Genomic DNA, 13,567 nt, shown 5'->3' on the forward strand with positions numbered 1-13,567 from the left:
GGTACGCCCCACCGGTCAGGCCCACTGCATATCCAGCAGCGACCGGATCTCCTCGGCGGCCGACCGCAGCTCCGCGAGGAAGATCCGCAGCAGCGGGTTGCGGTTGGTGGGCCGGGTAGCGACCCCGATCCGCCGGTGCAGTCGGGGATGGTCCAGGCGGCAGACGTGCACACCCGTGGTGTCGCCGAGCCCGAGGGCCGGGACCAGCGCTATACCCATGCCCGCGCGGGCCAGGTTGATCGTGACCTGGTAGTGATCGCTGCGGCAGCGGACCCGCGGCCGGAACCCCTCGGCCGCACACGCGCGTTCCAGGACCGGTTCGCCGGTGTGGCCGCCGCGCGTACCGATCCAGCTCTCCCCCTCCAGAGCGGCGAGCCGGACCGCGGTGCGCCGACCGAGGCGGTGCCGCAAAGGGAGGACCACCAGCTGCGGCTCGTCGAAGAACATCTCCACGTCGACGGCCGCCTGCCGGCACCACGGGTCCAGCGGATGTTCGAAGACGACCGCCGCATCCAGCAGGCCCGCCTCCAGATCGGGCACCAGCTCGTGCGGCTGCCCCAGGATCAGCTCCAACTCGATCTGGGGCCGCTCGGCGGCGAAGACCGACAGCGCCCGAGGAAGCAGCTCCAGGCCCGATGAGGCGAAGAAGCCCAGCCGCAGTACCCCGGCGTCGCCTTCGGAGTGCGCCCGCAGATCGTCCTGTGCGATGGCCATCAGGTCGGCGACGGCCTGTGCGTGCTCGGCCAGTCGCACACCGGCCGCCGTCAGCCGCAGGCTCTGCGGCTGACGTTCCACCAACGCCACCGCGAGCTCCTGCTCCAGCCGGGCGAGTTGATGAGAGACGGCGGACGGGCTCAGATGCAGCGCCTGGGCCGCGGCCACGATCGTGCCCGTGCGGGCTATTTCCAGCAGGACGAGCAGTCGAGCACTGTTCAGCATCGGGTCAGGTTAGGCCGTGCCGACGCACCGCGCCGCCCCGGCACCCGACCCCACCGTTGCCGGCGGCGCAACGGGCTCGGCGGGTTCGTCCACGTCCAGGCGCAGCAGGTCCTCCTCGGTCTCCCGGCGCACCACGGTGCGGGCGCGGCCATCGGACACGAAGACGACAGCGGAACGCGGCAACTTGTTGTAGTTGGACGCCATGGCATATCCGTATGCGCCCGTGACCGGCGTGGCCAGGAGATCACCCACCGCGAGCTCGGCCGGCAGGGCGGCGTCCTCCACGATCACATCGCCGCTCTCGCAGTGTTTGCCGACCAGCCGTGCCCGCAGCGGTCGCGGTGCGCGGGGGCGGCGCGGCAGGAACACCTCGTAGCGGCTGCCGTACAGGGCGGGGCGCAGGTTGTCGCTCATGCCGCCGTCGACGCTGACGTATGTCCGCACGCCTTCGATGCGCTTGATGGTGCCCACCCGGTAGAGGGTCAGCCCCGCGCGGGCGGCGATGGACCGGCCGGGCTCCACTGTCACGTCGCCGCCCCAGCCCGCATCGAGCACCGCGGTGCGCACCCCGGCCGCCCAGTCGGCGAACGAGGGGACCGTCTGCCCCGCCTCGTAGGCGGCACCGAGGCCGCCACCGACGGTGAGCCGGTGTACCCGTGCCTCCGCGGCGAACCGAGCAACGGCCGCGGCTCCTGCCGCGAGCTCCGACGTGTCCAGCACCTGGGAGCCCACATGCGCGTGGACGCCCTCCAGGATCATCGCCGGGGAACCGGCGGCCCGCCGCACTGCGGCTGCGGCGGTTCCGCCGACGAGACCGAAGCCGAACTTCGAGTCGTTGCCACCGGTACGGATCGCCTCGTGTGCGCCTGCGGCGACACCGGGCGCCACCCGCAACTGGACCCGAGTGGGCGGCAGTTGTTCCTCGGCGTGCAGACGCTCGATGCGGTCCATCTCGTCGAAGCTGTCGACCACCACGTGCCGCACCCCGGCCGACATCGCCGTGCGCAGCTCCGCCTCGTCCTTGTTGTTGCCATGCAGCACGATCCGCCCGGCCGGAACATCCGCGTGCAGCGCCACCCGCAGCTCGCCGCCGGAGGCCACATCGAGCAACAGCCCCTCCTCGTGGACCAGTCGGGCCATGGCCGTGCACAGGAATGCCTTGGAGGCGTAGGCGACGTTGCCCTGGCCGAAGGCAGCGACCGCCTCCCGGCAGCGTCGGCGCAGGTGCTCCTCGTCGTACACGAAGAGCGGTGTTCCGAACCGCTGCGCCAGTTCGGTGAGCAGGACGCCTCCGACGGCGAGCCCTTCAGGGCGGATCTCGGAAGTGACGGGCAGCAGACCCGTTTCGATGGCTGACGACATGGTTCCTCCCCCGCAGGCCGGTTCTCCGCCATCCTGGGGCCTGCAGGAGGGGTCACAAAAGCGCATTCTTCTGTGGCTGAGCCTCATGAATTTCGACGGTCGGGTCGCGTCGAGGGCCGTGGGAAGGGCCTCGTACCGGGCCGGCGAACTTCCGTCACAGGGGTGTGATCAGTCCTCCGTCGATGACGAAGTCCGATCCGGTGACCTTGCCCGAACGGCCGCTCGCCGGATCCCGGACTGGCGGACGACCGGAGGGAAGTTCGGACGACGTGGCCGGACCGGCCGGCGTGGCCGAGACGTCCGCACCCGTGCCGTCCACCGCCGGTCCGGCCGCTGCTCCCACCGGGGGCGGACCGGTGTCCGGAGTCGTACCCCCGCACCGGAGTGGATGATTCAAGGGGCACGGAAGCGAGCAGGCGAGACCCATGGACTCCACTTTGCGAACCATCACGCCGTTGTCCCCACGATCCTTCCGCCCGCGCGGGCGCGGACCGGCCGGGAGGGGGCGCGGGCTCCGCCGGTACGCCCTCGTCCCGGTGGCGGTCGCCTCCCTCGCCGTGGGCGCCACCGGCTGCGACAACGGCGCCTCCCCCTCGGCCGAACCCGCGGGATCGAGCAGGTCCGCCGCCGGCAGCACCGCCCCGGATGCGCCCATCGCCCCCGGCGAGCCCGCTCCCACCAGGGCCGCCACCCCGATCGCCTCGGCTGCCACGTCCGCCCCGGCCACCGGCAGCGGTCCGGGGCGGTGCACGGCCGAGGAGCTGACCATGAGCCTGAGGCAGGGCGACGCGGGCGCGGGCCAGATCCACTACCGGCTCACGCTGGTGAACAAGTCCTCGGACTCCTGCACCCTGACCGGCTTTCCCGGCGTCTCCCTGATCAGGCGCGACGGCAGCATGATCGGCACACCCGCCGGCCGCGAGGGCGCCGCCGGCCGGGCCACCGTCATCGCGGCCGGCGGCTCAGCCGAAGTCACCCTGCACACGCTCAACCGCGGGATCAACGGCTCGGAGTGCTGGGACCGGCCCGACCTTCTCCGGGTCTACCCTCCCGGTTCCCGAGAGGCCCTGACCCTGCGCACCACCCAACCCCTCATCTGTGGCGGCCTCTTCAGGACGACAGCGGTGAGCGGCTGACGGAATGGCGACCGGCCGGGGTGGCCCTCATGGGGACGGGCCCCGCTCTTCCCGCATGCCCCGGCGGCCGAGGCCCACCCCGCCCCACAGGTACGTCGGCGCGGGGTGGGCCTAGGCTGCCGACCGAACCCCGTTCCTGCCTGCGATGGAGACGGCTGCGATCGAGCAGGCCTGTACCCCCCGCGACGCGGACTTGCGCTCCACGGACTTGGACGGGGTCGATCTCGACGGCCGAGTTCCGGAGGACGTTCCCAGGTCCGCGATCCAGCCGTCGAATCGCCCTCGCTCACCTTCGCAGCAGACTTCTCCCACCCCACGAGGGAATACGGCCGATGGCGGCGGGGAGAGCGAAGGCGTGTACCTCTCCCGCGTCGACGAGGTCACGCCGATGACGGGGAATCGCTCGCCGATGGCACTTCGGTCTCGGGACGACGAAGAACACTGGTGATGTAGTCCGCAACGGCCGCCTCCAGACCGATGTCCAGCTGCGCGCGCTCGGACAGGTACCACCGGTGTTCCAACAGTTCGTGGTAGAGCTCGGCCGGGTCCATCGAGCTCCGGAGTTCCTGCGGAACAGCACGCACAGTAGGTCTGAACACCTCGCGGACCCAGCGATGGGCGAGCACCTCCGCACGGGCGCCGAGCGGGTCGCCCGGCGCGTAGTCCTCCTGTGTCGCCATCCAGCTCTCAAGATCGTTGAGGAGTCGTCGGGCCTGGTTCTCCTCGGCGTCGAGCCCGGTGAGGCGCAGCAGTTGGCGTTGATGATGGCCTGCGTCGACGACCTTGGGGACGAACGTGATCGTGTCGCCGTTCGGGGAGTTGGCGATCTGCATCTCGGCGACGTCGAAGCCGAGGTCGTTGAGCCGACGCATGCGGCGTTCGATGTAGTGATACTTGCCGGCGGGATAGACCGAAGTACGAGTCAGCTCACTCCACAGCTCCTCGTACCGCTGGCAGATCTCGGCGCCGAAAGCGATCGGATCCACCGAGGGATGCAGCGCACCCGCGGCCTCCAGGTCCAGCATCTCTCCGCTGATGTTCACCCGGGCCAGATCGATGTCGTATTCACGCTGCCCTGTGCTGAGTCGGCTGTGCACCTCGCCGGTCTCCGCATCCACAAGGTAGGCGGCATAGGCGCCGGCGTCCCGGCGGAAGAGCGTGTTGGACAGAGAGCAGTCGCCCCAGGCGAAGCCCGCCAGGTGCAGCCGGACCAGCAGTACGGCGAGTGCGTCCATGAGCCGGTGCACCGTGGTCGGGCGCATGGTCGTCTCGAACATCGAGCGGTAGGGCAGGGACCCGTTGAGATGACGAGTAATCAGCACCGGCTCCAGCGGCCCCCCGTCGGTGCCGGTGCGCCCGGTGACCACCGCGAGTGGGTCCACCGCGGGTATCCCGAGTTTGGCCAGGGTGCGCAACAGCTCGTACTCGCGTACCGCCGGCCGTTCGGCCAGCTCCTTGACGGCCACCACGTCGGCCCCCGCCCGTGCGTAGCGCACGACGTGGCGGGAGATGCCCCGCGGCAGCGTCACCAGATGCTTCTCCGCCCACTCTTCGAGCGGTAGGTGCCAGGGCAGTTCGAGAAGGAACGCGGGGTGTTCGGGGTTGGTGGCGTTGAACTGCAAAGCCATCGGTCGCCTCGCTGGTTCGGTGACGGGACCACCAGTGTGACGTAGCCAGTGCTGCGACCGGACAGGTTCACCGGCTCGCACTGGTCGCGCGCCCCGTGGCCAAGGGGAGGGAAGCGCACGCACACTGGTCGTGAGCGGTCACTGCACCCCGTGCGGCCGGAACTGGATGCTGATGCGCCCTCCCACGGCCCGGGCGGTCTTGGGGATGGCGTGCTCCCAGGTCCGCTGACAGGAACCGCCCATCACGATCAGGTCGCCGTGTCCGAGCGACCGCCGGACGACATCGCCGCCGCGGCACGGGCGCAGCAGCAGGTCGCGGGGTGCTCCCACGGACAGGATGGCGACCATCGTGTCCTCACGTGCGCCCCTGCCGATGCGGTCGCCGTGCCAGGCCACGCTGTCGCGCCCGTCGCGGTAGTGGCACAGGCCGGCCGTTGTGAAGGGTTCGCCGAGCTCGGCGGCGTAGTGCGTGGAGAGCGCCCGCCGCGCCTCGTCGAGGATGAGGTGCGGCAGCGGTTCGCCGGCACGGTAGAAGGCGAGCAGACGCGGGACGTCCACGACCCGCTCGTACATCTGCCGTCGCTCGGCCTTCCAGGGAACGTCCGCGGCCAGCTGTTCGAACAGGGCGTCGGCGCCACTCAGCCAGCCCGGCAGGAGGTCGATCCAGGCGCCGTCGTCGAGCTCGGTTCTGCGGAGCCCGTCCAGTGGGCGCAGAGACGCGTCGTCGCCCTGATCGAACAGGGAGCCCTGGAGCTGGTGCGGTGCCATACCTGCAGCCTACTCGCATTCGAACATGTGCACTATTAGGAAAGGGTCCGCACCTCCGCCTTCCATGGGCGCCCGGGCGTCCACAGGCGGGCGCTGCGGTACGGGCCGGACGCCCTGCGGGATCGCCGCGGCAGGCACCGGGCATCCCACACACCGGGAACAGTGGATGAATGCGCAGCGCACGCCCCTTGACCCCCCTGCCCCTTGACACCGATTACCGACACGTAGCGCATAAATCGTCTAAATTGGGGCACATGGGGTTGCGGCTTTCTGCGGTCGTGCCGGATGTACGGGGCCGCGTCGACACGGCTGCACGTGCACTGAGACAGCGTGACCCGGTCCGGCCGGGCCACGGGGACGGATACCCATGACCGACGGCCATCAGGGTCCCGAGGACCACGGTCCGGACCCCCTCGGAGACTTCCTCTCGCACTTTCTCGGCACCGGACAGGGTGGGGAGCCGCCCGACCCTCGGCGCATCGACTTGAGCCGTCTGTTGAGCGGTCCCGCACGGCAGCTCGTCACCGTTGCAGCGTCCTATGCCGCCCAGCACGGGAGTACCGACCTCGACACGGAGCACCTCTTGCGGGCCGCGCTCACCACCGAGCCGACTCGCCGCATGGTCACGCGAGCGGGCGCCGATCCCGACGCGCTCGCCGCCGAGATCGACCGGCAGGCCGGGGAAGGGCCGCGAAGCGAATTCATCGCCGTCACGCCGGCGGTCAAGCGCGCTCTGCTCGACGCCCATGAGATCGCGCGCTCCACCGGCGCCTCCTACATCGGCCCGGAACACGTGCTGGTGGCACTCGCAGCCAACCGCGACTCCGCAGCGGGGCAGATGCTCAACGCCGCGCACTTCTCGCTGCCCGCCGGTGCCCGGGACGGCCTGGGGCCCGTGCCCGGAAGCGCCGGCCAGCGCACCGGCCCCGGCGAGCGGAGCACCCCCAACCTGGACAAGTTCGGCCGCGACCTCACCGACCTGGCCCGGGAGGGCCGTATTGACCCGGTCATCGGCCGTGACGTGGAAATCGAGCAGACCGTTGAGGTCCTCGCCCGCCGAGGCAAGAACAATCCCGTCATGATCGGCGAAGCCGGAGTGGGCAAGACCGCCGTCGTCGAGGGACTGGCCCAGCGCATCGCGGACGGCGACGTGCCGGACATCCTGCTCGATCGGCGTGTCGTCCAGCTCGACCTCTCCGGAGTCGTCGCCGGTACCCGCTTCCGTGGGGACTTCGAGGAACGCCTCACCGGCCTCATCGACGAAATCCGCGCCCATTCGGGCGAGCTGATCGTCTTCATCGACGAACTGCACACCGTCGTCGGGGCGGGCGGCGGCTCCGAGGGCGGCTCGATGGACGCGAGCAATATGCTCAAGCCCGCGCTCGCCCGCGGCGAACTCCATGTCGTGGGAGCCAGCACGCTCGAGGAGTACCGTCGCTACATCGAGAAGGACGCAGCGCTTGCCCGCCGGTTCCAGCCGGTTCTGGTGCCCGAGCCCAGCCCGACGGACGCCGTCGAGATCCTGCGTGGTCTCCAGGACCGCTACGAAGCCCATCACCAGGTCCGCTACACCGACGAGGCACTGCTCGCCGCCGTCGAGCTGTCCGACCGCTACCTCACCGACCGCTATCTCCCCGACAAGGCGATCGACCTCATGGACCAGGCCGGCGCCCGGGTCCGGCTGCGCGCCTCCACCCGCGGCACCGACATCCGCGCCCTGGAACGCGAGGTCGAGCAACTCACACGGGACAAGGACCAGGCCGTCGCCGCCGAGCAGTACGAGCGGGCGACCGAGCTGCGCGACCGGCTCGCCGACCTCGAACAGCGGATCGGCAAGGCAGACCACGCGCCGCAGCCGCGCAGCCATGTCGCGGAGGTCACCGTCGAAGACATCGCCGACATCGTGTCCCGCCAGACCGGAATTCCCGTCAGCAGCCTCACCCAGGAGGAGCGGGACCGGCTGCTGAACCTGGAGCAACATCTGCACCAGCGCGTCATCGGCCAGGACGAAGCGGTGACCGCCGTCGCCGACGCCGTCCTGCGCTCGCGGGCCGGCCTGTCCGACCCCGGCCGCCCGATCGGGAGCTTCCTCTTCCTCGGCCCCACCGGCGTCGGCAAGACCGAACTCGCCCGCGCGCTCGCGGAGGCACTCTTCGGGAGCGAGGACCGGATGATCCGCCTCGACATGAGCGAGTACCAGGAACGGCACACCGTCAGCCGCCTGGTCGGCGCTCCCCCCGGCTACGTCGGCCACGAGGAGGCCGGGCAATTCACCGAAGCGGTACGCAGGAACCCCTACTCGCTGCTGCTCCTGGACGAGGTCGAGAAGGCGCACCCCGACGTCTTCAACATCCTGCTGCAGGTGCTCGACGACGGGCGGCTCACCGACTCCCAGGGCCGCACCATCGACTTCAAGAACACCGTCATCGTCATGACCAGCAACCTCGGTTCGCAGGCCATCACCGGTCGCGGCAGCGCGATGGGCTTCGGCGCCGGCTCCACGGACGCCGACGAGCAGGCCCGCCGCGAGCGGGTGATGCGCCCACTGCGCGAACACTTCCGGCCGGAGTTCCTCAACCGCATCGACGAGATCGTGATCTTCCGCCAACTCGCCGACCAGCAGCTACGGCAGATCACCAACATGCTGCTGGACGACTCCAGGCGTCGGCTCCGCGCCCAGGACGTCACCGTCGAGGTCACCCTGGACGCCGTCGAATGGCTCGCCCAACGCGGCTACCAGCCCGAGTACGGCGCCCGCCCGTTGCGCCGCACGATCCAGCGCGAGGTCGACAACCGACTCTCCCGCATGCTGCTCGACGGCAGCCTGCAGCCCCACAGCCGCCTCCGGATCGATGTGGCCGACGGCGAGCTGACCATCCGCAAGGAGGAAGAACCACAGCGCCCCGCGAGCTGACCCCGAGCGGTGTCCCGTTCAGCTCATCCTGACCCGCCACCTCACGACACGTGCGCCGTCGGTACAGCGCTGCCCCACGCGCAACGGCCGCAGTCGCCTGCGTAGATGGCGAGTTGGCCGTGTCGGACTCACCGATGAGGCGGGACGGCGGAGAAGATCGCGAGTGTGCTGAGGAGATCGGCCGAGGTGAACCGGCGTGCCGGGGAGTGGCCGGGCATCCGGCCCTGTTCCGCACCGGCTCGTCCTGATCGATGATGACGTACCGGGCTGCCGTCCTCGGTACGCCACCGGCTGTCCCAGGAAGGGGTTTCCTATGCGGGAAACAACGCCAGCGCAGTCCCCGCTGGACGACCGCTCCGTCCACGGCTCGGACGAAGAGGCCGATGTGATCGTGGTGGGGGCGGGGCCTGCGGGCTCGTCCGCGGCCTTCCACCTCGCCAAGGCAGGCGTCGACGTCCTGCTTCTGGAGAAGGCCCACTTTCCCCGGGAAAAGGTGTGCGGAGACGGCTTGACCCCGCGAGCGGTGCACCAACTCATCCGGATGGGCATCGACATCAAGGCTCCGGGGTGGACGCGTTCACGCGGTATGCGATGGGTGGCCGGTGAGCATCAGGTGCACATCGACTGGCCTGCCCTGGGGCGCTACCCGGACTTCGGCCTCTCGCGCAGCCGGCATGACTTCGACGACATCCTGGCCCGCCATGCCGTTGCTGCCGGAGCACGGTTGCGCAACGGAGTGAAGGTGACCCAGCCCGTGACCGACCGCGCCGGCCGCATCACCGGCGTCACCGCCACGGCCGGAGCGAAGGAGCCGGTGGTCTTCCACGCACCGATCGTCATCGCCGCCGACGGCGCCTCCGCCCGCCTCGCCCTCGCCATGGGCCTGCAGCGGGACAGGAGCAGGCAGATCGCGACAGCCGCCCGCCGCTACTACCGCAGCCCAGAACGGTCTCAGGAGGAGTACCTGGAGTTGTGGGCAGATCTCCGCTTCCCGGGGAGCGATCACTACCTGCCGGGATACGGTTGGATCTTTCCCATGGGAGACGGCCGCGTCAACGTCGGGCTCGGTGCGCTGCCCCACCGGCGGCACGGAAGCGCGGACCTGCGGACCGCGTTGGACCAATGGCTGGCCCGTACTCCTCACGCCTGGGGGCTGCATGAGGAGAACGCCGAGGGCCCCGTCCGTAGCGCGGCGCTGCCCCTGGGGTTCAACCGTCACCCCCTCTACACCCGGGGGCTCCTCCTGGTCGGCGACTCCGGAGGCATGATCAGCCCCTGGAACGGGGAAGGCATCGGCCAGGCCATGGAGGCCGGCGAAGTCGCAGCCGAGAGCGCCGCGCTCGCCCTCGCCCTTCCCCAGGGCCCCCGGCGGGAGCGAGTGCTGCGCAGCTACCCTGTCGAGATGAACCGCCGCTGGGGGCGCTACTACCGTCTCGGCAACGCGGCCGCCGACATCGTCTTCAGCCGTTCGGGCTTCCAACCGATCCTCAATCGGTACGTCATGGGATCGCCGTTTCTGCTCAACACCCTGGCCCGGATGCTCACCAACCTCACGGACAAGCCCTCGCACGACGTGATCGACCATGTACTCAACACCGTTGTCCGCCTGGTCCCGGCACCGCCTGTGCGCGGGCGCTGAACGGCCCGCCGACGGTGCCTCTCCCGGCGTGGTCGTCCCGGCCCCACGCCGCCACGCCGGAGGAAGCCCGGTTCATGGAGCCGACCGCGGGCCCGACGGCCACCGGTCGAAGTCCGCCCGACGACGTGCGAGGTGCGAGCTGTCCGACGGTTGCCGCCGCCTTACGGGAGAGCACGCCCACCCGGTGCGCGGACTCCTTCGGCGTACGCACGAAGGAGTCCGGGCCAACCGCGATCACGCCGAAGGTGGCGTGGTGCGCCCCACTCGTCCTTCTCGAGGGATCTCCAGCAATGCGGTGGCATCGTGGCCGCCCTGCCGCGGTGGTCGTGGCCGGTGACGCCGAGGACAGTTCTGGCCGGCTCCGCGTAGAGGACGCAGCACCCATCCCCCTGTGCCCGACCGAGCAGCACAGGAACCGGGGAGGCTTCCGGTCCAGCGGCTGCCCCTCGGCACCGTGGACCGTGGCCTCACGTGAATCCGAACGGCGTAGGCCTTCCGTCGAGGATCCGGATACCTGATCATCTAATTCCATGCGCATGTCAAACATTTCCCGAAGACTCCGCCATCGGGCCCTGCTCTGCGCCGTCGCCGCAAGCCTGGCCCTGACAGCCACCTCAGGAGCGCAGGCCGGGGCCGACTCCCCTGCGCCCGGCCTGTCGGAAACCCTCGACCGCATTCTCGGCGACACCCGGCTGGACGGCGCCCAGGTCGGAGTCGTCGTCAGCGACGCGCGGACCGGACAGACGCTCTATCAACGCAACGGCGACGGTCGCCTGGTACCGGCATCCAGCACCAAGCTTCTGACGTCGGCCGCGGCCATGGCGACGCTCGGCCCCGACTACCGGTTCAGCACCGATGTGTTCGCGGACGGCTCCCGCCACGGGACCGTGCTCCAGGGCGACCTGTACCTTCGCGGCACCGGCGACCCCACGATGCTGGCCGAGGACTACGACCGGCTGGCAGCCGCGGTCGCCGCGGCGGGGATCCGCCGGGTCACCGGCCGGCTGGTCGCCGACGACACCCGGTTCGACAGCAGCCGGCTCGGCACGTCCTGGGCGGCCGACGACGAGTCCGCCTACTACTCGTCGCAGATCTCTCCGCTGACGGTGGCCCCGGACACCGACTACGACGCGGGCACCGTCTCTCTCACGGTGACCCCGGGTGCCGCGCCGGGCGAGGCGCCCGCGGTGAAAGTCACCCCGCCCAACGACTACGTCCGCATCGACAACGGCGCCACCACGGTCGCCTCCGGCGAGAGCCGCGCCATCACCGTCGATCGCCTGCACGGCAGCAACACCATCGTGGTCAGCGGCAGGATCCCCGTCGAGAGCGCACCCACAACTTCGTGGATCAGCGTCTGGGAGCCCACAGGCTATGCGGCCGCCGTCTTCGCGGACGCGCTCGCCGCACACGGAGTGAAGGTGGCCGGGGGGCCGGTGCTGGGAAAGGCCGTCCCGCAGGGTGCCAAGACGCTGGCCTCCCATCCGTCGATGCCGCTGAAGGATCTGCTGACGCCGTTTCTGAAGCTGTCCAACAACAACCATGCAGAGGTGCTGGTCAAGACCATCGGTTACGAGGAAAAGGGCAGCGGCACCTGGTCGGCCGGGCTGTCGGCGAGCGCCGACTACCTGCGTAACCTCGGACTGGATCCTACTGCCCTGCGTCAGGTGGACGGCTCGGGCCTGTCGAGGATGGACATGGTGTCCACCGAGCAGTTCACCGAGCTGCTGGTCGCCGCACGCCAACAACCATGGTTCCAGGACTGGTACGACGCTCTGCCGGTCGCCTGCGTGTCCGACCGGATGACCGGCGGGACGCTGCGCTCCCGCATGTGCGGGACCGCGGCCGCGGGCAACCTGCACAGCAAGACCGGCTCACTGACCGGCGTGTCGGGGCTCTCCGGCTATGTGACAGACGCCGACGGCCGGGAGCTCGTCTTCAGCTTCGTCAGCAACAACTACGTCGCGAGCTCGGTCAAGAGCATCGAGGACGCGGTCGGAGCGGCGCTCGCCGCCTACAGCGTCAAGGGCGCAGAGCAGCCGCACGGTACGGCCCGGTCCGACCGGCGCACGACCGATGCGCCGGCTGCAAGGGATGAGCAGTCCGGGCGCACCGGCCTCGAGTGCTCCTGGATGAAGCCTGTGAGCTGCTGAGCGACGATCGGGGATCCAGGACAGCGCACGGAACCGCAAGGCAGTGATCCAGCCGGAGGTCGACCGGATCGGTGAGGGGCGGGGACCGACCCCGCCCCTCATGCCACTCGGGCAGGTCCCGGAGAAGCGGCATCAGCGTCGTCAGAGGCCGCGTTGCATGTGTGGATCCAGAATCCGATGACGCTCGCGGGGGCTGCCACCCGTATGAACCGGCCCGGCAGAGGCCCCGTCCTGAGCATGTGGTCAGGATGACCCGTCGCTCCACGCCCTCGCGTGCTCGGTGAGCTCAGGCGTTGGGGCGCTTGCCGTGATTGGCCTTCTTCTTCTTGCGGGCGCGTCGCTTGTTCCCTCGCTTGGCCATAGTCCACTTCTCCCAGATTCGGTGCATTTCGGGCGATCGTCAGTCTAGGTTCGGCCGGATGCGTCTGCATCAGGAGCGTGGCCAGGACGTCGGAATCCCGCCTCCTCAGGGCACCCACTTGTACTTGTCCCCGCCGACCCATCTCACGACCGCGGGATCGTCGAAGTCGATCTCGGGCACTCCCGCTCGACGCGCCAGCCTGATCACATCCACCATGTCGTGGGCAGGTCCGGCCAACACTCCGTTGACCTCCACCATGCGGTACGGCGGATCGCCCGGCACGACACCGAGGACGACGACGGGGGCGGGGTGGAACGCCTCTCCGGCATCGTTGGTCATGCCTACAGCGTGTGGCAGGAGCGCGCCGCGCACATGTTCAGCGGACCGATCGTCCCCGGTGATGCCCCTGTCCCACCTATCGGCTCGCGGGCCTCATGCGCCGGGGTCATCCATGTCGTCCGGCAGCAGGCGACCGGTTACCAGACCCCCGCTCGGCCGCCCGCCGACAGGGAACGGCGCCCGATGATGCACTTCGACTTTCGGGTCGGCGGTCTCGATGCCGCGGCGACCCAGCCGGCCACGCGCCCGAACAATACCGGCATCGCACGTCACTGATAGTAATCGAAATGTGACAGGCGTGGCGGCTGCTTCGAGCAGCCACGCCTCT

General features: G+C 69.9%; 10 protein-coding genes. 4 read left to right on the forward strand and 6 right to left on the reverse strand.

What is annotated here, in order from left to right:
• Nucleotides 1–15 precede the first annotated feature (15 nt).
• Both ACFU6I_RS09495 and lysA read right to left on the reverse strand, forming a co-directional pair.
• Nucleotides 16–939 carry a LysR family transcriptional regulator gene (locus ACFU6I_RS09495; RefSeq protein ID WP_384363401.1) on the reverse strand — a complete coding sequence of 308 codons (924 nt, stop codon included), beginning with the start codon at nucleotides 937–939 and terminating at the stop codon, nucleotides 16–18.
• 9 nt (nucleotides 940–948) lie between these two features.
• Nucleotides 949–2,301: a diaminopimelate decarboxylase gene (gene lysA / locus ACFU6I_RS09500; RefSeq protein WP_384363403.1), complete on the reverse strand. Its 1,353-nt coding sequence runs from the start codon at nucleotides 2,299–2,301 to the stop codon at nucleotides 949–951.
• A gap of 455 nt (nucleotides 2,302–2,756) precedes the next feature.
• Here lysA and ACFU6I_RS09505 point away from each other — a divergent pair, with 455 nt between their 5' ends.
• Entirely contained in the window at nucleotides 2,757–3,437 is a 681-nt protein-coding gene (locus ACFU6I_RS09505) for a DUF4232 domain-containing protein (protein WP_384363405.1), read from the forward strand.
• Between the two features lie 380 nt (nucleotides 3,438–3,817).
• Here the strand turns inward: ACFU6I_RS09505 and ACFU6I_RS09510 are convergent, their stop codons facing one another.
• The gene (locus ACFU6I_RS09510; protein WP_384363407.1) at nucleotides 3,818–5,065 is read right to left on the reverse strand and encodes a DUF4032 domain-containing protein; all 1,248 of its coding nucleotides are present in this window, start codon (nucleotides 5,063–5,065) and stop codon (nucleotides 3,818–3,820) included.
• A 138-nt stretch (nucleotides 5,066–5,203) separates the two neighbouring features.
• Nucleotides 5,204–5,833, reverse strand: coding sequence for an alpha-ketoglutarate-dependent dioxygenase AlkB (locus ACFU6I_RS09515; protein ID WP_384363409.1), 630 nt, complete (start codon nucleotides 5,831–5,833; stop codon nucleotides 5,204–5,206).
• 367 nt (nucleotides 5,834–6,200) lie between these two features.
• On the opposite strand from ACFU6I_RS09515, the gene ACFU6I_RS09520 reads away from it, so the two are divergent.
• The 3 genes from ACFU6I_RS09520 to dacB all read left to right on the forward strand — a co-directional run bounded on the left by ACFU6I_RS09520 (nucleotide 6,201) and on the right by dacB (nucleotide 12,539).
• The gene (locus tag ACFU6I_RS09520; protein ID WP_384363411.1) at nucleotides 6,201–8,747 is read left to right on the forward strand and encodes an ATP-dependent Clp protease ATP-binding subunit; all 2,547 of its coding nucleotides are present in this window, start codon (nucleotides 6,201–6,203) and stop codon (nucleotides 8,745–8,747) included.
• A gap of 313 nt (nucleotides 8,748–9,060) precedes the next feature.
• Entirely contained in the window at nucleotides 9,061–10,386 is a 1,326-nt protein-coding gene (locus tag ACFU6I_RS09525; protein WP_384363413.1) for a geranylgeranyl reductase family protein, read from the forward strand.
• 536 nt (nucleotides 10,387–10,922) lie between these two features.
• A complete protein-coding gene (dacB, locus tag ACFU6I_RS09530; protein ID WP_384363415.1) occupies nucleotides 10,923–12,539 on the forward strand; it encodes a D-alanyl-D-alanine carboxypeptidase/D-alanyl-D-alanine-endopeptidase in 1,617 nt (538 codons plus the stop codon).
• Nucleotides 12,540–12,825: 286 nt separating this feature from the next.
• On the opposite strand, the gene ACFU6I_RS09535 is transcribed toward dacB, so the two are convergent.
• Together ACFU6I_RS09535 and ACFU6I_RS09540 are read right to left on the reverse strand one after the other, a co-directional pair.
• Nucleotides 12,826–12,900 carry a 50S ribosomal protein bL37 gene (locus tag ACFU6I_RS09535; protein WP_100661309.1) on the reverse strand — a complete coding sequence of 25 codons (75 nt, stop codon included), beginning with the start codon at nucleotides 12,898–12,900 and terminating at the stop codon, nucleotides 12,826–12,828.
• Nucleotides 12,901–13,005: 105 nt separating this feature from the next.
• Entirely contained in the window at nucleotides 13,006–13,239 is a 234-nt protein-coding gene (locus tag ACFU6I_RS09540; RefSeq protein WP_384363417.1) for a hypothetical protein, read from the reverse strand.
• Between the last annotated feature and the right edge of the window lie 328 nt (nucleotides 13,240–13,567).

The sequence above is a fragment of the Streptomyces sp. NPDC057486 genome (assembly GCF_042802415.1).
Lineage (GTDB): Bacteria > Actinomycetota > Actinomycetes > Streptomycetales > Streptomycetaceae > Streptomyces > Streptomyces yanii.